This window comes from Rubrobacter tropicus (assembly GCF_011492945.1).
Lineage (GTDB): Bacteria > Actinomycetota > Rubrobacteria > Rubrobacterales > Rubrobacteraceae > Rubrobacter_D > Rubrobacter_D tropicus.
This window is the reverse complement of sequence record NZ_CP045119.1, coordinates 3,809,627-3,828,281: the sequence shown is the minus strand read 5'-3', so window position 1 is coordinate 3,828,281 and position 18,655 is coordinate 3,809,627. Positions and strand designations below refer to the sequence as shown.

Genomic DNA, 18,655 nt, shown 5'->3' with positions numbered 1-18,655 from the left:
CGCGCAGCGAGTCGGGGCGCGTCCCGGGGTGCGGAGGAGGACGGAAGGTCCGGAGAGCCAATGAGAAGGCGAGCATAGGAGGTAGAGCATGAACGTCAAGGTCGCGGATCTTATGGCCGAAGACGTGGTGGCGGTCCAGAGGCACAACACGGTGGAGCACGCGCGCGAGCTTATGCGACGCCACAGGATCCACGCGCTGCCGGTCGCCGACCCGGACGGGACGGCTGCGGGCATCGTCTCGTCGAAGGACCTCGCCGCGAACCTCAAGGGCGCAACGCCCATCAGCCGCGTGATGACGAGCGAGGTGCATACCATCCCGCCCTACAACGACGTGCATCATGCGGCGCGGCTGATGCGCAACCGCCGCGTCCACCACGTCGTCGTGACGCACGAGAAGGAGATCGTGGGGATGCTCAGTTCCCTCGACCTGCTGAAGCTCGTCGAGCAGCACCGCTTCGAGATGAAGCCCGGCCCCACACCTTCCGCGAAAGGGGCCAGGCGCCGGTAGCCGGCGACGTAGCGAGGCGGAGGCGTCGTGTCGGGGGCCGTCGCCCCTGTACGCCGGCGCGGGCGGTCGCACGCGGTGCGCAAAGACACCCGGCCGGCCGTGCGAGCCTCGGCACGACCAGGAAGGAGCAGCATGACCCATGACAACACCCTGAGCGTGGGCGAGGTTCGTATGGCACCGGCCTTCCCGGTCGGCTACCACCGGTTGCACGAAGACGCGGGCCTCAACTTCCAGCTCAACCGGTTCTTCGGGGGTATGGGTGAAGAGGTCCTTCGGGAGGTGCGGGCGGCGGCACCCAGGATCCGGGACCACCGCGACTGGAAACGGGAACTGCTGAGCCTGGCAGAAGGGGCACTCACGGGCGGGAGGAGGCTAGACGCAGCCTACTACTTCCGGGCCGCGGAGTTCTACATGATGCCCGACGACCCCGACAAGCTGCCCGCCCGGGAACGGTTCGTCGCCCTGGCGCGGTCCTCCTACGGGGTGGGCGCGGCGGAGACCGTACCCTACGATGGCGGCTCCCTGCCGGCCCACCGCTTCGTTCCCGAGAATCCGAAGGGGACGGTCGTCTTGTTCGGCGGTTTCGACAGCTACGCGGAGGAACTCTTCCCGATGGCCTTCTTCCTCGTGGCGTCCGGCTATCAGGTCGTCGTGTTCGAGGGACCAGGGCAGGGCGGAGCCCTGGAGGAGTCGCGGCTCCCCATGACCCCCGAGTGGGAGCGGCCGGTCGGGGCGGTACTAGACCACTTCGGGCTCGACGAGGTGACGCTCGTCGGTCTCTCGCTGGGGGGCGGGCTGGCGATCCGGGCGGCGGCGTTCGACCGGCGCGTACGGAGGGTTGTCGCCTGGGACATTCTCCTCGACTTCCTCGAGTGCAACCTCCGGCAGACGAACCCGATCGTGCGGGTGGCGCTGCGGTCACTGCTCGCGGTGCACGCCGCCGACACGGTGAACGATTTGGCCCGTCGCACTATATCGAAGAGCCTCATGTTGCAGTGGGGCCTGCGTCACGGAATGAACGTCTTCGGGGTCGAGAGCCCCTACGAGTACCTGCGCGAACTGGATCGCTACAACACCGCCCGCGTCTCCCGTCATGTCGAGTGCGACGTCCTGCTGCTCGCGGGGGCGGATGACCACTACGTGCCGCTCTCCCAGTTCTACCGCCAGATCCGGGCGCTCACCGGCGCCGGGTCCGTAACCGGCAGGATCTTCACGCGGACCGAACAGGCCCAGAATCACTGTCAGGTCGGTAACACGGGCCTGGCGCTGGATGTCGTCGTCGGTTGGATGGACGGCCTCGGGCGAAGGGACGGGTCTTGGGCGCCCGCCGAACCGCGACCGAACGGCGCGCGTGCCCGGAGACAAGGGTAGCAGTAGAGGAGGAACTTTGTGAAAGAGGTAGTGCTCGAAGCCGGCGGGTTGCTGCGGGGCAGCTCGGGACCGGCGCTGGAGAGCTTCCTGCTCCGCCACCGGGGCATCCGCCGCGCCGAAGCCGGCTACATGAGCGAGACGGTGACAGTGGAGTACGATGAGGCGGAGGTCTCCGAGGCCGAAGTGCGCCGTCTGATCGAGGAGTTCGGCTGCCATTGCGAGGGTGAGGTGATTCCTCGCAACCTCGTCGGTCCAGAGGAAGTAGCCACCGAACTCGGGCCCCCGGTCCTGGAAGAAGAGGCTCCCTCCGGTCGGACGGAGCAGATGGCGCGCGAGATGGGCCACGGCGCCGGGATGGGCATGGATGAGATGGTGCGCGACATGCGCAACCGTTTCTGGGTCGCCTTCGTCCTGGGAATCCTCGTCACGCTCTACTCGCCGCTGGCGACGGAGGTGTTCGGGATCCGGCTGCCGATCCCTTTCGGGATACCGGACGACATCCTGCTGTTCGTGCTCGCCACGCCCGCGGTGCTCTGGGGCGGGAAGATGTTCTTCGTCGGGGCCTACCGGTCGCTCAAGAACCGCGTCCTGGACATGTCGGTGCTGGTGGCGCTCTCGGTCGGGGCGGGGTACCTGTTCAGCGTCGGTGCGACGTTCCTGTTCGAGAGCGAGGTGTTCTACGAGGCGTCGGTGGTGCTGCTGGCATTCGTCCTGTTCGGGCACTGGATGGAGATGAGGGCGAGGGCCGGGGCGTCGGACGCGATCCGGGCGCTCCTGGACCTCGCGCCGCCCAAGGCCACGGTAATCCGGGACGGTGAGCCGATCGAGGTGCCGACCTCCGAGGTGGTGATGGACGATACCGTCCTGATACGTCCCGGTGACAAGATCCCGGTCGACGGCGTCGTCAGCGAGGGCGATTCCAGCGTGGACGAGTCCATGATAACCGGCGAGAGCGTACCCGTGGAGAAGAAACCGGGTGACGGGGTGATCGGGGCGACCATCAACAAGACGGGCACCTTCCGATTCCGCGCAACCAAGGTCGGCGCGGACACGGCGCTGGCCCAGATCGTGAAGCTGGTGCAGCTCGCCCAGAACTCCAAGGCGCCGGCGCAGCGCCTGGCCGACAGGGCCTCGCAGTGGCTGGTGGCCGCGGCGGTACTCTTCGGCCTGGCGACCTTCGCCGGCTGGTACTGGGTTGCCGGCGCCGGTCTGATCTTCGCCCTGACCCTGGCGATCACGGTGGTCATCATCGCCTGCCCGGACGCCCTGGGCCTCGCGACCCCCACCGCCATCATGGTCGGCACGGGCCTGGGGGCGATGAACGGAATCTTGTACAAGAACGCCACGGCCCTGGAGCAGGCCAGCAAGGTGGAGGCGATCATCTTCGACAAGACCGGTACCCTTACCGTGGGAGAGCCAAAGGTGGTCGAGGTCGCGGCCTCCGGCAACCCCATCTTGGAAGAAGAGTTGCTGAAGCTCGTGGCCTCCGCAGAGCAGTCGAGCGAACACCCGCTGGCGCAGGCGGTGGTGGACCTGGCCAGGGAGCAACACCTGACGCTCTCCGAGCCGACAGACTTCGAGGCTATCCCCGGGCACGGGTTGCGGGCGGCGGTGGACGGCCGGACGTTGCTGGTCGGCAACCGCAAGCTGATGCGCGAGAGCGGCGTCGAGCTGGACGGTCTCGGCGAGCGGGCGGCGAGCCTGGAGGGCGCCGGGCGGACGGTGGTCTACGCCGCCGCGGACGGCGAAGCCGCCGGCTTCATCGCGATCGCCGACGCGATCCGGCCCACCTCTCAGAAGGCGGTCGAGGAGCTCGGCGACCTGGGGGTCCAGGTGGCGATGCTGACGGGCGACAACCGCGCCACCGCCGAACGGATCGCCGGAGAGCTTGGCGTCGGGACGGTCTTCGCGGAGGTGCTGCCCGGCCAGAAGGCGGACAAGGTGAGAGAGCTCCAGGACGAAGGCAAGCTGGTGGCGATGGTCGGGGACGGGATAAACGACGCCCCGGCGCTCGCCCAGGCTGACGTTGGGGTCGCTATTGGGGCGGGCACCGACGTCGCGATGGAGGCGGCGGACGTGGTGTTGATGAAGAGCGACCCGTCGGACGTGATCGGCGCCATCGCCCTCAGCCGGGCGACGGTACGCAAGATGAAGCAGAACCTCTTCTGGGCGGTGGGCTACAACACCGTGGCTTTCCCGATCGCGGCGGGGGTTTTCTATCCGAGCATCGGGCTGCTACTGCGGCCGGAGATAGCGGCGCTCTCGATGGCCGGAAGCTCGCTACTGGTGGCGGTCAACGCCTTGCTCCTGAAGCGGGCCCGTCTACCCGGCGTGGAGCGCTCCGAGCCCGGCGACAGCCCCGAGACCCCGCACCCCACGTCCGTGGCGACCCCCGGGCATAGTGACCACGCCTAGTGGCACCGAATTCGACACGGTCAGCCTCCCCTAGCGGCGCGTCGAAGGAAGGAGAGAGATGACGAACCGACCCCACCCGGAATCCGAGCGGCTGATGCACGGGCCACTTCAGCACTTCGACCTGGAGGCCGAGCTTGCCCGTCTGCGCGGGGAGCGCGCCTTTACCGAGGGTCGTCGCAACGCGATCACCCTGCGCAAGGGGAGGGAATGAACGTGGTGCTGATGGTCATGAGGGCGGGAGACAGGCTCGAAGAGCACGCCGCCCCCGGGGCCAACTCCCTCGGCGTGCGCGAGGGCAGCGTCCGCTTCTCGGCGGCGGGCGAGGTGGTCGAAGCCGGGCCGGAGACTCTTATTGCCTGCGACCCCGGCGTACGCCACGCCGTCGAAGCCCTCAGCGACGCCGTCTGTCTGATCAGCGTAGCGGCCAAGAGCGGCGCAGAGATACCGAAATAGCGGTCGCACGCTCGTCGCTGGTTGCTCGGCGAAAGACGGAAGACGGTGTTGTTTGCAGGCTTTGCCGGGTGTCCTCGGGTCGAGATCGCGGCCTGCATCGCCCGGGACAACGTAAGGGACGGCGGTCGTCCGGATGAGAATCCTGATAGTGGCGGTGTTGAGCGCGATCTACGCCACCTGCTATGCCGCGGTCAAGGCCGGCTTGCCGTTCGCGCCGCCGCTGTGGTTTGGCGGCCTGAGGGCGTTGATCGCGGGCCTGGCCCTCTTCGGACTTATGATCATCCTGCGCCAGCAGTTGTTCCCCGCCCGCCGAGAGTGGCCTTTACTGCTCACCCTGGCTCTCACCGCGACCACCCTTGCCTTCGGCGCGATGTTCCTGAGTCCAGGCCGGACGGGCGTCGGGATCGCCTCCTTGCTGGGCAACCTGCAGCCCTTGCTCGTCATCGGGCTGGCCGGGTTGTTTCTGAGAGAGCCGCTAACCCGCGACAAGGCGGTCGCCCTCGCGCTCGGGCTGACCGGTGCCGCGCTGATCGCCGCCCCGGCGCTGACCGGGCCGGACGCCTTCGGCATCTCGGGCGCGGTGCTCGCGCTGGTAGCTTCGGTCAGCCTGGCCGTCGGCATGGTGCTCGTCAAACGCATGGGCACGCCACCCAACTTGCTGATACTGACCGCCTGGCAGTCAACCATTGGCAGCCTGCCGTTGCTGGCGATCTCAGCCCTGGTCGAGCGCGACGCGGCGGTCGACTGGACCGTCGAGTTCGTGGGTCTGCTGCTCTTCCTGGCGCTGGTAGGGACCTCGTTGACCACCGTCGTCTGGTACTGGCTCCTTCAGCGCGGCGACGTCGGCCGTTTGGTGCTGTTCTTGTTCCTGGTGCCGATTTTCGGTCTGGGTGTGGGCACCTTCCTCTTTGGCGAAACGCTCGGCCTTCTGAGCGTCATCGGGGTCGTGGTGACGGTCTCCGGCATCGCCTTCGTGGCCCGGCCCGGCGAGACGTCGCATTGGAGTCCGCGGAAACTAGGAGAATAGATCCGTGCCACAGAATCTCGACACGCTCATCCATCAGGCCAAGATGGTCCTGGACTCCAATTGGACCGGAGAGTACACGCGCCCCGGCCCCAGGCTCTACCCGCACCAGTGGTCCTGGGACTCGGCGTTCATCGCCTTTGGCTACGCCCGCTACGACCAGAAGCGGGCCATACAGGAGCTCCGGCACCTCTTCGATAACCAGTGGACCAACGGGCTGTTGCCGCAGATAGTCTTTGACCCGCACTTTGGCGAGTACTTCCCCGGAATAGACTTCTGGCACGCCGAGTGCAGCGAGAGCGCGGTGTGCGTCTACAAGACCTCAGGCGTCGTCCAACCGCCCATCCACGCCACCGCGACCCTCCACGTATACCGGCACGGCGTAGACCGCCCGGGCGCTCGGGCGTTTCTTGAGGAGGCGTTCCCACGTCTCGTGGCCTGGCACGACTATCTCTACAGGGAGCGGGACCCGGAGAACGAAGGGCTCGTCTACATCCGTCATCCCTGGGAGTCGGGCATGGACAACTCTCCGCTGTGGGATGCGATCATGCTGCGGATGCAACTCCGCTCCCACGAGATCCCAGCCTACCGGCGCGTCGACACGCACGTGGTCTCCCCGGCGGATCGCCCCGAAAGCGCGGCCTACGACCGCTTCGCCTACCTGGTTCAGCTTTTCTCCAGGCTGAACTACGACGAAGCCCGCATAAGGGAGGACTGTCCCTTCCTGGTGCAGGACGTGCTCTTCAACTCGCTGTTGTGTCAGGGAGAGAGGGATCTCGCGCAGATCGCCCAACTTATCGGCGAAGACCCATCGCCAAACGAGGAACGGGCCGGCAAGACCGCAGGGGCGGTGAACCGGAAGCTCTGGGACGAGGAGCACGGAACCTACCTGGACTTCGACCTCGCGACCGGACAGCCCATCCGCGTCTACGCCGCGGCGGGCTTCCTTCCTCTCTTCGCGGGCATACCGGAGGAGCAGTGTGCCCGGCGGATGGTCGAGCGTCTGAAGACGACAGGATTCGATTTGGGGGGCGAGGGTATGATCGCAGTGCCTTCCTACGACCCCCTGGGCTTCGGCTTCTCGCCGTCCAGGTACTGGCGAGGACCGGTGTGGATCAACATAGACTGGCTCCTCATGCGCGGGCTCGAGCGATACGGGTACGAGAAACACGCCCGGGGCCTGCGCGAGTCCATCGTGAACCTCGTCCGGGACAACGGTTTCTACGAATACTTCAACCCCAGAACCGGGGTGGGCCACGGCTCCGATCTCTTCTCCTGGTCGGCGGCCTTGTTGCTCGACGCGATGTCTGACAGCTGGTGGTAGGGATCGATAACTGGTCCTCGCGGAGGGCCCTCGCCAACCGATTACCGGAACGGCAGGGTGGCCCTCCGCCCTCTCGCCGCGGGGCTTACGTCCGTGCGTTGGCGGCACGCGGCGGAAGTCGCTCGAGTGCTCTTCGGGCGCGGAAGCCTGGCCTGGAGCTTCGGATGCTCGGGCCGAAGACCGTCGCTGCTGGGGGCCGGCGCAGGCCCCCTCCTCCTTGCTACCCTACGAATCCGGCTTGCGCCAGACCAGCGAGTAGCGCCAGAGGAGGTGCCTCCTCACCTTCGCCCCTCGCAGCCCCGCCTCGGCGCAGGCCCCGCGCACCTCGGCGAGGGTCGGGTAGCGGTCCGTCGCGCCGTGCTCCTCCCACGCTCGCCGCAACTCCGGAGATTGACGGTTGGACAGCCTACCGGTCTTAGCCAGCTTCAGCGCCTTGCTCGCAGGGAACCCCAATGCGCCCACGAGGTAGTCGCCCACACTCCGCACCTGGTAGAGGTCGAGCACCAGCAGCGTTCCGCCGGGCTTCAGGGCGTCACGTATCCTGGCGAGTGTCGGCGCGAGGGGCAGGTGGTGCAGCGTCGTGATGGAGGCCACGCAGTCGAAGCGTTCTTCCGGGAACTCCCACGAGTTGGCGTCGGCGACGGCGTACTCTATGTTCGCGTGCTCCTTCGAGCGGTCCCTGGCGACCTCGATCATGCGCGGCGAGAGGTCGATGGCGAGGACCCGCTCGCAGCGCTCCGCCAGCGAGCGGGCGAACTGGCCGGTGCCGCATCCGACCTCCAGGGCCTCACCTAGGCGTAGGGGGAGTTGCTCCAGCAGGAAGGCGTGGTAGTGGACGTTGTGGTCCCATCCGCCCGTGCCCGAAAGATCCGCAATGCGGTCGAAGTCCTCGCTCACCTTTTCGGTGCTCTGTATGCTTTCCGTTCTCGGCCTCCAGAACGTTGCTCGATGCCGGGAACACAGCCTAGCGTTTCGTAATACAAAGGTCCACCGCGAAGACGCTGCTCAACCGGCCTTTCGAGCTCGCTCTCGAACTAGGCTCGCGAAAACTTTCGGGTGCTTGAGCAGCTTGAAGACGGAGGCGTCGCCGGTGAAGCTCTCGATCAGGGTCCGACGCAGCTCGCGGTCCACCTCACTGGCCTTGAAGATCGGCTCTAGGACGGCCAGGTTCGGTAAGGCCTTGACGAGCGCGCGCCCGGAGAAGTATCTTAGGGCCCACTCGCGTCTGAGTCCCTTCTCGTAGCCGGAGAGGAGCCTCGCGGAGAAGTCGCTTTTGGCGTGCGCCTCGTGGGCGAAGGCGGCGGCCAGCCGGCCGCTCTGGATCGCGTAACCGACGCCCTCGCCGCTTATCGGGTGGATCATGCTCCCCGCGTCCCCGACGAGCATGAGGCCTTGCCCGACTCTCCTGGCCCCCCACATCCCCATCTTGAGTGACCAGCTCCTGGCCGGGCCGTCGGGCTTTGCGTCCGCGAGCCATTCCGCGACGGGCTGCTTCTTGAGGAACCGGTCGAAGAGTTGTTGCAGGGTATAGGACGAGCGCGAGAGGGCCTCGTTCGTGAGCCCGGCCCCGACGTTGGCACGCCCGTCGCCCAGGTAGAAGATCCAGCCGTAGCCCGCACCCCGCTCGTTTAGCTCCTTCGTGGCGAAGATGTGCAGGTGGTCCTTGTCCGGCCCCGAGACGTTCCTGAAGTACTGCCTTCTCGCGACGGCGTTCTGGTGGGCCTTGCGTTCGTGGACAAGCCCACCGCCGGAGCCGTCGGCAACGACCACCAGCGGGGCCTCGAAGCGTGAAGTGTCGTCGTTGGATTCCGCCTCGACGCCCGCCACCCGACCATCCGCCGAGCGCGCGACCTCCGTAACATGCACCCCGCCGCGGAAGCGCGCCCCGGCCTTACGTGCCCGTTCGAGGAGCGCGGCGTCGGTCTCGATCCGGGGGACGACGTAGCCTCGGGGGCCATGGATGGAGGGTGGGACGGGCTCCTTGAAGTCGGCGGTCTGGGTATGCAGCGCGAAGCCGCGGAACCTGCCGTGGCGGGGATCGGATAGCCAGTCCGAAAGGCCCATCAGCGAGATCTCCGAGACGGCGTGGGGCATGAGGCCATCGCCGCAGGTTTTGTCGCGCGGGAACTCCTGGCGGTCCAGGAGCAGCACGCTCAGTCCCGAGCGCGCCGCGTGGTAGGCGGTGGAGGAGCCGGCCGGTCCGGCCCCGACGACCACGAGATCTGCCCTATCTGCCACGTTTTCTCCTTCTTGTTCGCGGGTTGCGCAACGGTTCTCCGGGCGTCCCGGCTCAACGACGGCGGCCGGGGCGCAGGATGCTCCAGGCCAGGTACAGCCCGAGCGCGGCGGCCGTGGCGAAGCCCGCGGCGAGCATTAGCCCGATCCACCGCCCCGGCCCGCCCGGATGGTAGACGGACACGAGCACCGCGAGCCCGTTTATGAAGGCGGCGGTGATGATGCCGAGCACGATCCGGTTCGCGAGCCGCTCGAAGCGCCCGAACATCGGCTCGAAGCCCTCCGGGCGCACGCCGACTTCGAGATCGCCGCGCTCGATATCGCCGGCGATCCGGCGCAGTTGTTCGGGCAGGTCCAGTCCGAGTTGCGCCGCTTCCATCCCCGTCGCCTTCAGGCGCCGCGCCACGACAGACGGCGAGTACCGGCGCATCACGAGCCGCTCGGCGTAGGGTGCGAGCGCGCTGGTCAGGTTGAAGCCCGGGTCGAGTTGCGTGCCCATGCCCTCGCTCATGATCGTCATCTTGAGCAGCAGTACGAGGTTGGGAGGGAACTGCAGGTGATGCCGCCTGACGATGGAGAGGGCTTCTTCGATCAGAGACCCGAGCGGTATCTCACCGAGCGGGAGCCCGTTGTAACGGGAGAGCAGCCGAGAGAGGTCCTGGCGCAGGAGGTCGCGCCGCACCCTCCTCTTCGCGAAACCGAGCTCGAGAAAGGCGTCGACCAGCCTATCGGCGTCCTGGCTCGTGATGGCGACCAGCAGGCGCGCGAGTTGCTCCTGGGTGGCCTCGTCGACCGTGCCGACCATGCCGAAATCGATGATCCCGAGCACCCCGCCCTCCTCGACGAAGAAGTTCCCCGGGTGCGGGTCGGCGTGGAAGAAGCCATGCTCGAAGATCATGTCCAGGACCATCCCGGCCGCGCGCCCGGCCAGCTCCGTACGGTCGATACCGGCCGCGTCCAGGGCTGCCAGGTCGTTGACCTTGATCCCGCGGATGCGCTCCAGGGTGAGGACCCGCGCCGTGCTCGTCTCCTGGTACACCTGGGGGATGTGGACGTCCTCGTCCCCGGCGAAGTTCTCCGCGAAGCGCCCGGCGCTCCTGCCCTCCCGGACGTAATCAAGCTCCGCGCGGAGCGTCTCGGCGAACTCCCGCGCGAGCGCGACGATGTCGTAACGCTCGGCCACCTCCCAGCGGCGGTTCGCCCGCGCGGCCAGGCTCTGGAGGATCATTAAGTCCTCCTCGACCTGCTCGACGACGCCGGGTCTTCTTACCTTTACCACTACGTCCGTGCCGGCCGCCAGCGTGGCGACGTGAGCCTGCCCGATGGAGGCCGCGGCCAGAGGTTCCGGGTCGAAGCTGGCGAAGACCTTCTCCGGCGGAAGGCCGAGCTCCTCGACGAGCAGTCCCCTGACCTCCTCTCCGGGTACGGGCGGGGCGGCGTCCTGGAGCTTCGAGAGCTCGGAGACGTAGTCGGGGGGCAGAAGATCCGGGCGGGTGGAGAGGATTTGGCCGAGCTTGATGAAGGTGGCTCCCAGGTCCTCGAGTGCCAGGCGCAGGTGCTCGGGGCGGGTGTAGGGTTCTTCGCGGCGCTCGTGGCTAAACAGCCCTCTGTGGAAGGGTACGAACTGCTCCAACCCGAAGATGCCGACCATGTACCCGAGTCCGTGGCGAGAGAGGGCCTCGGCTATCTGCCGGTAACGGTTCAGGTGTGATCCCCCGCGCCGGTTCTCCACTCGTCCTCCCGTCCTGAAAGTCGCGAAGACCCAAGCTAGCATGGCCCTCTGAGAAGAACCTGAAGCGAGCCTGAACGGCTGCTGAACGCGTTAGAAGGGGGATCATACGACCTGCCGACGGATAAGGGCAATCTACCTGGTGTGGTCGCCTTTAGCGCAATTCTCATCAGGTAGTTGGGCCAAGTTGCTCAGGACGGTGCGTCTGCCGGCCGTTACATTTTCCGTTGTAAGGAGGATGTGCCCATGCCGCACGTTTTGGTGATCGACGACGATCCGGCAGTAACCAGCCTTCTCAAACGGGGCTTCTCCTACGAGCGCTTCGACGTGGACGTGGCGTCGAGCGGCGAGGACGGCCTCGCAATCGCCCGCGAGCGCTACCCGGACCTCGTGATCCTGGACATCATGATGCCCGGCATGGACGGCATCGAGGTGCTGAAGCGGCTCAGGTCCGCAGACTTGCAGCTCCCGGTCCTGATGCTGACGGCGAAGGACGCGCCTTCTGACGAGGTCCTGGGCCTCGGGGAGGGGGCCGACGACTACGTGGTGAAGCCCTTCGCCTTCGACGTGCTGCTGGCGCGGGTGAAGGCGCTCTTGAGGCGCCAGGAGGCCGAGCGGCCCGCGGTCTTGCGCTTCGGGGATCTCTGCCTGGACACCGGCACCCGGCAGGCGCTGCGCGGGAAGAGGGAGATCGACCTGACCACGACCGAGTACGACCTCCTGCTCCAGTTCATGGAGCACCCGAGGCGCGTGTTGCCGAGGGACTTCCTTATGGACCGCGTCTGGGGTTACGATTTCGGGGGCAACACCAACGTGCTCGAGGTCTACGTCAAGCAGCTCAGGCAGAAGCTGGAGGCGGAGGGGGAGCCGCGCCTGATCCACACGCTGCGCGGCACCGGCTACGTGATGCGGGAGGGGTAGGCGGTGCCGATACGGCTACGCCTGACCCTCTGGTACGGTGCGCTGACGGGCGTGGTCGTCGTGCTGGTCTGCATGATCGTCTACGTCGTACACACTCGGGCACATTACGATGACGTCGACATGATGCTGACCGGGGTCGCCGAACACACGGTCGGGAGGTACGCGGAGAACCCAACGCAACAGCAGCTCGACGCGATGCTCTCGGTACCCGTGGGGCCGAGCATGGCGGTGCGGGTCTACGGTCCTGATAAAGGGATGTTGGCGGAAGGTCCGAACGCCCGCGGGCGCGCGCCCGAGGTGGACCCGCGCGGGGTGCTCGCCCGGCCGTCCGGACCGGCTTTTGATCCGTTAGCGAGGCTCGGGCCGCAGCTCGAAGAGATCGAGGCCGGCCGCGGCGCGTTCGGCCTTACCTCGGATTCTGACGGTAACCGTTGGCGCCTCTACGTGTTGCCGGCCGACAACGGTCCGGCCCGGTACTTCGTGTTCGCGACACCGATCGCGGACGTCGATGCAACGGTTGCGCAGCTACGCTGGCTCGTGGCCTTTCTGACGTTGGGCGCGGTCGCAACGACCATGGCCGCCAGCGCCCTGTTGGCCGGACGCGCCCTGAGGCCCGCTGCGGACCTCGACGAGACGGCGGGCTCCATAGCCCGTTCGCGGGACTTCGGCCGGCGGGTGGCCGTGGGCAAAGATCGGGACGAACTCGGACGGCTGGCGGCCACCTTCAACGGGATGCTCGACAGTCTGGAGGGAGCCTATCAGGCCCAGAAGCGATTCGTCGCCGACGCCTCGCACGAGCTGCGGGCTCCGCTGACCGCCATTCAGGGCAACCTGGAACTGCTGCAGCGTCACCCGGACAAACCACCGGCCGAACAACGCGAGGCGGTGAGCGAGGCGAACCGCGAGGCCAGACGCCTCGCTCACCTGGTCGCCGACCTGCTCTCGCTGGCCCGCGCGGACGCAGGCGTCTCGCTCCGGCGTGATCGGGTCGAGCTGGACCGGGTGGTGCTGGAGGCGATCTCCACCGCGCGTCATATGACCCGCGGACAGCAGGTGGAGCTTGCGGCCCTGGAACCGGCGATAGTAGAAGGGGACGCCGATCGACTCAAGGAACTCTTCCTTATCCTGCTCGACAACGCCATCAAGTACACGCCGCCAGACGGACAAATAATCGTGAACCTCTGCCGGAACGGCGCGTCGGCGAGGGTCACCGTCCGCGATACCGGCGTCGGTATCGCCCCCGAGGACCTGCCGCGCGTCTTCGACCGCTTCTACCGGGCGGATCCGGCCCGCGCCCGCGACCCCGGCGGCACGGGACTCGGCCTCCCTATTGCGCGCTGGATCTCCGAGGCGCACGGAGGCAGAGTACAGCTAGACAGCAAGCCGGGCGAGGGGACGACCGTTACGGTGCGCCTGCCCCTCTACCCGTAAACCAGCTTCTCTCAGGATACCGTCAGTCTCGTTTCAGCAACGCCTCAGGGAGTCCCGGCACAATGGAAGGGACCTGTAGCCAAAGGTGGTGGTCGGCGGTGAAAGATCCTCTTGCAGGACCTCGAGAACACCCGTGACCCGTGTTGGTTCGATCTTGAGCAGAGCTTGACGTCGACCTTATGGGAGCTTGATGAGGGCACTCTAGACTAAAACCGTAAGACAACGAGTAAGGAGTGGACGGAAGATGATGGGCGGATTGGGCATATTGTTCTTCATAGGGTTGCTTGTCCTCGCTGCCTGGGCCGCGGCTAGGGTGTTCCCCGACTGGCGGGAACGGCTGGAAGGATTCGGGGCGGCCGGCCGTACGGGCTCGGCGGAAGAGATACTGCGCGAGCGCTTCGCCCGCGGTGAGATCGACGCCGAGGAGTACGAGAGATCCCTAGACGTCTTGCGGGGTGAGAAGGATCGCGTGAAAGGTGGTGCCTGAGATGCGCGTCGGCTTCGTGGAGCCGGATCCCCTCCCTGGCATAGCCCACAACGCGGTGCTCGAACCCATCGCTCCGCGAGTCCGTAAGGATCCGGAGAACGTGACTGGAGAACTCGTGGAGCGCCAGGACCGGGAGGTCACTCGATGAACGATGGAAGGACGATCGTATGGGTCCTGATCGGAGCGTTGTTACTGCTCCTCTTGCTCGCCGTCTTCACCGGCGGCGGCATGATGGGCGTGGGCTCCATGATGGGCGGGGGCATGTGGGGCGGCGGCGCCTTCGGGCTGCTGTTCATGCTGCTCTTCTGGGGTTTCCTGGTCGCATTGATTGCCGCGGTGACGATGTTGATCGTGGGTGGAGGCCGGCGGTGAAATCCGACGGGTCCGGCACACCGGCGGCTCAGAGGGATCTCGACTGTGCGGTCACCGCGTTAAAGACGTACGGGCAAAACGCCCGCTGTCCTCGCCCTTCAAGCAGAGAGCTACCAGTGGCCGCCGGTGTGCCCGGCGGGCCCGGGTAGGAGAGGATAGAGCATGCCCGGAGTAGAGCGGGCCATGAAGAGGACGGAGCCGCGGAGGGTCCCGCGACCCGTCGAAGGTGCCCCCGGCCTGGTAGAGGTGGACGCGACCTGGGGTACCATCCAGCCGATGACGGTGGCCAGTGGCGTGCGCACCGTTGGCGAGGCGGAGGTGATCGAGCACCTGGAACAGGGCCTGCCCATGGTGGACTCCCGGGGGCGGGACTCTTACGAAGAATCCACCATCCCCGGCGCCACGAACGTCCACTTCAAGGAGACGGCCGCACGCCTGGGTGAGCTGGACCGGGAGGCGCCGACGGTCTTCTTCTGCAACGGTCCGCAGTGCGGGCAGTCCCCGGCGGCCATCCAGGCCCTGATCGAAGCAGGCCACTCGCCGGAGAAGATCCTCTACTACCGGGGCGGCCTGCACGACTGGATGACCCTCGGGCTGCCGGTCGCCTCCGACGATACGTCCCCCGGTGGGGAGCCGTCGTGAAATGAGAATACCCGACGCGCTTCCAGGAAGGCCGCTTAGGTGAGCACCTCGCTACCCGGCACTTCGAACCTCGGACGCTACCGGGAGATCGCCGCCGTGCTCGCCCGGCACGGCTTCGGCTGGCTTGTAGCCGGGCTCGGGCTACGGGACCTCGTGCCGTTCTCCCAGCGGCTTGGACGGGCGGAGGAGCCTGAGAAAGTGACGCAGCCGGCGCGCCTGCGTCTTGCCTTCGAGGAGTTGGGGACCGCGTTTATCAAGGTGGGACAACTTCTCAGCACTCGTCCGGACCTGCTTCCTCCCGACTACATCGCCGAACTATCCAGACTGCAGGACGCGACGCCGCCGGCGCCCTACGCCCAGGTGGCCGTCGTCCTCGAAGCCGAGCTGGGCGCGGCGCCCGAGAAGGTCTTCGCCGCCTTCGATGAGAGCCCCCTGGCCTCGGCCTCCATCGGCCAGGTACACGCCGCGCGGCTACACAGCGGGGAGGAGGTCGTGGTCAAGGTGCAGCGGCCGGGCGTGGCGGCCGCTGTGGAGCGAGACCTCGACGTGCTTACCGAGATCGCCGGGCTTGCCGAGGACCACACCGCCTTCGGCTCAGATTACGATGCGACCGGGCTGGCCGACGAGTTCGCCTTTACCCTGCGCAGCGAACTGATGTACACCCGAGAGGGACAGAACGCCGATCGTTTCCGGGAGGCGTTCTCGGGGGAACCCGGTTTCTACGTCCCGCATGTCTACTGGGACTACACCACGGACCGCGTGATCGTCCAGGAGCGGTTGCGGGGCGTCAAGGCGGACAACCTCGCGGCGCTGGAGTCGGCGGGAGTCGACCGCAAGAAGCTCGCCGCGGACACCGTGTGTCTGACGTTGGAGCAAATGTTCTTGCACGGCTTCTTCCACGCCGACCCGCACCCGGGGAACTTCTTCGTCCTGGAAGACGGCGGCATAGGCATGATGGACTTCGGCATGATCGGCTACCTCGACGATCCGCTGCAGGAGAGCCTCACGCGGCTCTTCATGGCCCTGTTCAAAGGGGACACCGAGCGGATGATGGACGAGCTCCTGGCGATGGACGTCTCCCGGACCCGGGTAAACAGGATCGCGTTGAAGCGGGACCTGGACCACATGATCATCCTGTACAAAAACAGCTCCGCCAAAGAACTCGAGGCCGCCCACATCTTCGAGGAGATGACCGGACTGGCCCGGCGCCACCGCCTGGGCCTTCCGAGCGATCTGCTCCTCATGGCGAGGGTCATGGCGATGAGCGAGGGGTTGGGCACACGCCTCGACCCCGACTTCCAGTTCGTGCCCTTCGCCACGCCGTACTTCAAGCGCTTCTGGCTCGCGAAACGTTCGCCGGAGAAGATAAAGGAGAGGATGGCCGAAGGGGTCGCGGAGATGACCGATCTCGGGATGACGCTTCCCCGCCACCTCAGGCGGTTCATGACGCAGGCGGAGCGCGGCCAGCTCGGGGCGCGGGTCGAGCTGGGCGACATGGATAGGTTCCTGTCCGTGATCCAGGCCATGGTCAACCGGCTGGCCGTCAGCATCCTCGTAGGATCGCTGATCGTGGGCCTGAGCCTGTTCCTGCACATGTTCGCGCCCGAGACCAGCAGCGACTACGCCGGCTGGTTCTTCGGCGTCTCGTTTATCGGCGCGGTGTTCTTCGGCCTCTGGCTGCTCTTCGGCCTCCTGCGCTCGGGAAGAAGATGACGCCGTAGTTCGCGTCGCCAACGGCCCGAAATGCTAACTTTCACGATCCCTCGGCGCTCTCAGCAACAAATCAGGAAAACCTCAGCCGTTCCTCAACTCGGAGTGCGATTCTGCAAGACAGAAAAGGCAGTTGAACAGGCGGTCGAGGACGCTCGAACGACGAAAGGAGCAGCCGTGAAGACCCGACGGGTCACGGTGTTCATCTACGAGCTGGGGTGCGGAGGAGGGGGCGCGCTGACCGTAGAGCGGGCGCTCGCCAAAGTACCGGGGGTGGTGCAAGTGTACGTCAACCCCGCGACGGAGACGGCCTACGTCGAGTACGACCCCGCGGTCGTAGGAGCGAACAGGCTCGTGGCGGCAGTCGAGAGGGTTGGCTTCCGGGCCGGAGAGCCCATCGCGCGGTGAAGCCGCCGCCCAAAACGACGACCGGCTCGGCGGCCATCACGGTAGGCGCCAGCTCATCCCGACGGTGTCACGGTCATCGGCGTTCTGCGGGAGCGGTGAAGGCTGTAGGAGGTCTGTGATGAACACCCGGATTATCTTGAAGGTTCTGTGGTCGCGCCGTCAACTACGCCGACGAGACCGGTGGACGCGCCGCCAACTGGAGGCACATCAGGCCCGCTCGCTCCGGCTGATGCGCGAGCATGCTTACTCCCACTCCCCGTTCTACCGGCGTTTCCATAAGGGCCTGACCGATCGTCCGCTCGACGAGTTGCCGATCCTGACAAAAGCTCTGGTGATGGAGCACTTTGACGAAATAGTTGCGGATCGCTCCGTACACCTCACCGATGTCGAGGCGCACGTAAACGCTCTGCGCGGTAACGAGCGCTTCCACGGGCGCTATTACGTCGCCTCCACCTCCGGAAGCACGGGCCTGAGGGGCATCTTTCTCTGGGACCTGGACGAGTGGATTACCGTGCTGGCCTCCTACAACCGCTCTTTCGATTGGGCTGGCTCGAAGGCCGGCCTGACCCGCCGCACGAAGATGGCGATCGTGAGTTCCACCACTCCCTGGCACCAGTCCTCAAGGGTCGGCGCGTCGGTCCACAGCCCCTGGGTGCCGACTCTGCGTCTGGACTCCGGAGACCCTATGGAGAGCATCATCGAGCGGCTCAACCACTGGCAGCCCGAAGTGCTGGTGGCCTACGCTTCGATGCTGCGCCTTCTGGCCGAGGAGCAAATCGCCGGACTTTTGCGGATCTCACCGGACATCATATTCAGCGCCTCCGAGGTCCTCACGGATCAGACGAGGCGCCGTGCCGAGGAGGCCTGGGAGAGAAAACCTTTCAACGTCTACGCGGCCACAGAACCCGCCGGCATAGCCTCCGAATGCGACCGGCATGCCGGCATGCACCTCTTCGAGGACCTGGTGATCACCGAGGTGGTCGACGGGCAGAACCGCCCCGTTCCTCCGGGAACCTACGGCGATAAGGTGCTTGCCACCGTTCTCTTCTCCCGCACCATGCCCCTGATTCGCTACGAGATGAGCGACAGCGTGCGCCCAGCTACCGCTCCTCACTGCCCTTGCGGTCGTCCCTTTGACCTCATCGATGGCATCCAGGGCCGCGTAGAGGATGTGCTGCGCTTCTCTTCCGACTCCGGAGCGGAGGTCTCCGTGCAGCCTATCGTGTTTCACCGCGTTATGGACACGGTGCCGGCAGCCGGCTGGCAGGTGGTGCAGGAGCCGGGCGGCCTGACTGTGTTGTTGAGTGGAGCGCCGAAAGACTTCGCGCACGGGGTCTTGACGGACGCCCTCAGGCGAGAGCTGGGCGCGCAGGGGGCGATCACGCCCAAGTTGGAGGTACGGCGTGTATCCGAGATCCCGAAGGGGCCCATGGGCAAAGCTCCGCTCATCAGGTCGAGCCTGGCACCATCCAGCTCGTAGACGCTCGATACCGGCCGGCCGCGCCGCCCTTCTGTCGGGCGTTCAGACTGTTCTCAGGAGCAACTCAGGGACGACTCAGTGCCGGGTGCGAGACTGCACGCTTAGAAGAAGACACAAGCGCAAGAGAAGGCACGAAACGAGAGGA

At 66.4% G+C, this 18,655-nt stretch carries 18 protein-coding genes; 15 read left to right on the top strand and 3 right to left on the bottom strand.

All coding sequences use genetic code 11. The features are described from left to right. Window positions 1-88: 88 nt before the first annotated feature. The 7 genes from GBA63_RS19070 to GBA63_RS19040 all read left to right on the top strand — a co-directional run bounded on the left by GBA63_RS19070 (window position 89) and on the right by GBA63_RS19040 (window position 7,095). Window positions 89-508 (top strand): CBS domain-containing protein, encoded by a 420-nt coding sequence (locus GBA63_RS19070; protein ID WP_166178671.1) that lies wholly within the window; start codon window positions 89-91, stop codon window positions 506-508. A gap of 132 nt (window positions 509-640) precedes the next feature. Continuing rightward, a complete protein-coding gene (locus GBA63_RS19065) occupies window positions 641-1,879 on the top strand; it encodes an alpha/beta fold hydrolase (RefSeq protein WP_166178669.1) in 1,239 nt (412 codons plus the stop codon). 18 nt (window positions 1,880-1,897) lie between these two features. Continuing rightward, on the top strand, window positions 1,898-4,294 hold the full coding sequence (locus tag GBA63_RS19060) for a heavy metal translocating P-type ATPase (protein WP_207956925.1): 2,397 nt from the start codon (window positions 1,898-1,900) through the stop codon (window positions 4,292-4,294). Window positions 4,295-4,352: 58 nt separating this feature from the next. Then, on the top strand, window positions 4,353-4,505 hold the full coding sequence (locus GBA63_RS19055; RefSeq protein WP_166178667.1) for a hypothetical protein: 153 nt from the start codon (window positions 4,353-4,355) through the stop codon (window positions 4,503-4,505). 2 nt (window positions 4,506-4,507) lie between these two features. Then, window positions 4,508-4,747, top strand: a complete 240-nt coding sequence (locus GBA63_RS19050) for a cupin domain-containing protein (protein ID WP_166178665.1) — start codon at window positions 4,508-4,510, stop codon at window positions 4,745-4,747. Between the two features lie 133 nt (window positions 4,748-4,880). Continuing rightward, entirely contained in the window at window positions 4,881-5,774 is an 894-nt protein-coding gene (locus tag GBA63_RS19045; RefSeq protein WP_166178663.1) for a DMT family transporter, read from the top strand. 4 nt (window positions 5,775-5,778) lie between these two features. Beyond that, entirely contained in the window at window positions 5,779-7,095 is a 1,317-nt protein-coding gene (locus tag GBA63_RS19040; RefSeq protein WP_228282174.1) for an amylo-alpha-1,6-glucosidase, read from the top strand. Window positions 7,096-7,320: 225 nt separating this feature from the next. Here the strand turns inward: GBA63_RS19040 and GBA63_RS19035 are convergent, their stop codons facing one another. The 3 genes from GBA63_RS19035 to GBA63_RS19025 form a co-directional block, all read right to left on the bottom strand. Further along, on the bottom strand, window positions 7,321-7,992 hold the full coding sequence (locus GBA63_RS19035; RefSeq protein ID WP_207956924.1) for a class I SAM-dependent methyltransferase: 672 nt from the start codon (window positions 7,990-7,992) through the stop codon (window positions 7,321-7,323). 108 nt (window positions 7,993-8,100) lie between these two features. Then, on the bottom strand, window positions 8,101-9,333 hold the full coding sequence (locus tag GBA63_RS19030; protein WP_166178661.1) for a geranylgeranyl reductase family protein: 1,233 nt from the start codon (window positions 9,331-9,333) through the stop codon (window positions 8,101-8,103). A 52-nt stretch (window positions 9,334-9,385) separates the two neighbouring features. Further along, the gene (locus GBA63_RS19025; protein WP_207956923.1) at window positions 9,386-11,062 is read right to left on the bottom strand and encodes an ABC1 kinase family protein; all 1,677 of its coding nucleotides are present in this window, start codon (window positions 11,060-11,062) and stop codon (window positions 9,386-9,388) included. A 243-nt stretch (window positions 11,063-11,305) separates the two neighbouring features. Here GBA63_RS19025 and GBA63_RS19020 point away from each other — a divergent pair, with 243 nt between their 5' ends. The 8 genes from GBA63_RS19020 to GBA63_RS18985 all read left to right on the top strand — a co-directional run bounded on the left by GBA63_RS19020 (window position 11,306) and on the right by GBA63_RS18985 (window position 18,510). Next, window positions 11,306-11,980: a response regulator transcription factor gene (locus GBA63_RS19020; RefSeq protein ID WP_166178657.1), complete on the top strand. Its 675-nt coding sequence runs from the start codon at window positions 11,306-11,308 to the stop codon at window positions 11,978-11,980. A 3-nt stretch (window positions 11,981-11,983) separates the two neighbouring features. Then, complete coding sequence (locus GBA63_RS19015) at window positions 11,984-13,411, top strand: sensor histidine kinase (RefSeq protein ID WP_207956922.1); 1,428 nt, start codon at window positions 11,984-11,986, stop codon at window positions 13,409-13,411. A 244-nt stretch (window positions 13,412-13,655) separates the two neighbouring features. Then, complete coding sequence (locus tag GBA63_RS24095) at window positions 13,656-13,898, top strand: SHOCT domain-containing protein (protein ID WP_166178656.1); 243 nt, start codon at window positions 13,656-13,658, stop codon at window positions 13,896-13,898. Between the two features lie 144 nt (window positions 13,899-14,042). After that, window positions 14,043-14,270: a hypothetical protein gene (locus GBA63_RS19005; RefSeq protein ID WP_166178654.1), complete on the top strand. Its 228-nt coding sequence runs from the start codon at window positions 14,043-14,045 to the stop codon at window positions 14,268-14,270. A gap of 162 nt (window positions 14,271-14,432) precedes the next feature. Beyond that, the gene (locus GBA63_RS19000; protein ID WP_166178652.1) at window positions 14,433-14,912 is read left to right on the top strand and encodes a rhodanese-like domain-containing protein; all 480 of its coding nucleotides are present in this window, start codon (window positions 14,433-14,435) and stop codon (window positions 14,910-14,912) included. 39 nt (window positions 14,913-14,951) lie between these two features. After that, window positions 14,952-16,625, top strand: coding sequence for an ABC1 kinase family protein (locus GBA63_RS18995; protein ID WP_166178650.1), 1,674 nt, complete (start codon window positions 14,952-14,954; stop codon window positions 16,623-16,625). Between the two features lie 174 nt (window positions 16,626-16,799). Then, window positions 16,800-17,030 (top strand): cation transporter, encoded by a 231-nt coding sequence (locus GBA63_RS23390; RefSeq protein WP_207956921.1) that lies wholly within the window; start codon window positions 16,800-16,802, stop codon window positions 17,028-17,030. A 118-nt stretch (window positions 17,031-17,148) separates the two neighbouring features. Then, window positions 17,149-18,510: a phenylacetate--CoA ligase family protein gene (locus GBA63_RS18985; RefSeq protein WP_166178646.1), complete on the top strand. Its 1,362-nt coding sequence runs from the start codon at window positions 17,149-17,151 to the stop codon at window positions 18,508-18,510. The last annotated feature ends 145 nt before the right edge of the window (window positions 18,511-18,655 follow it).

What these genes read in the sequence shown, in the direction of transcription:
- GBA63_RS19070 (WP_166178671.1), top strand. Translation starts at nt 89, where the DNA reads ATGAACGTCAAGGTCGCGGATCTTATGGCCGAAGACGTGGTGGCGGTC.
- GBA63_RS19065 (WP_166178669.1), top strand. Translation starts at nt 641, where the DNA reads ATGACCCATGACAACACCCTGAGCGTGGGCGAGGTTCGTATGGCACCG.
- GBA63_RS19055 (WP_166178667.1), top strand. Translation starts at nt 4,353, where the DNA reads ATGACGAACCGACCCCACCCGGAATCCGAGCGGCTGATGCACGGGCCA.
- GBA63_RS19045 (WP_166178663.1), top strand. Translation starts at nt 4,881, where the DNA reads ATGAGAATCCTGATAGTGGCGGTGTTGAGCGCGATCTACGCCACCTGC.
- GBA63_RS19020 (WP_166178657.1), top strand. Translation starts at nt 11,306, where the DNA reads ATGCCGCACGTTTTGGTGATCGACGACGATCCGGCAGTAACCAGCCTT.
- GBA63_RS24095 (WP_166178656.1), top strand. Translation starts at nt 13,656, where the DNA reads ATGATGGGCGGATTGGGCATATTGTTCTTCATAGGGTTGCTTGTCCTC.
- GBA63_RS19005 (WP_166178654.1), top strand. Translation starts at nt 14,043, where the DNA reads ATGAACGATGGAAGGACGATCGTATGGGTCCTGATCGGAGCGTTGTTA.
- GBA63_RS19000 (WP_166178652.1), top strand. Translation starts at nt 14,433, where the DNA reads ATGCCCGGAGTAGAGCGGGCCATGAAGAGGACGGAGCCGCGGAGGGTC.
- GBA63_RS18985 (WP_166178646.1), top strand. Translation starts at nt 17,149, where the DNA reads ATGAACACCCGGATTATCTTGAAGGTTCTGTGGTCGCGCCGTCAACTA.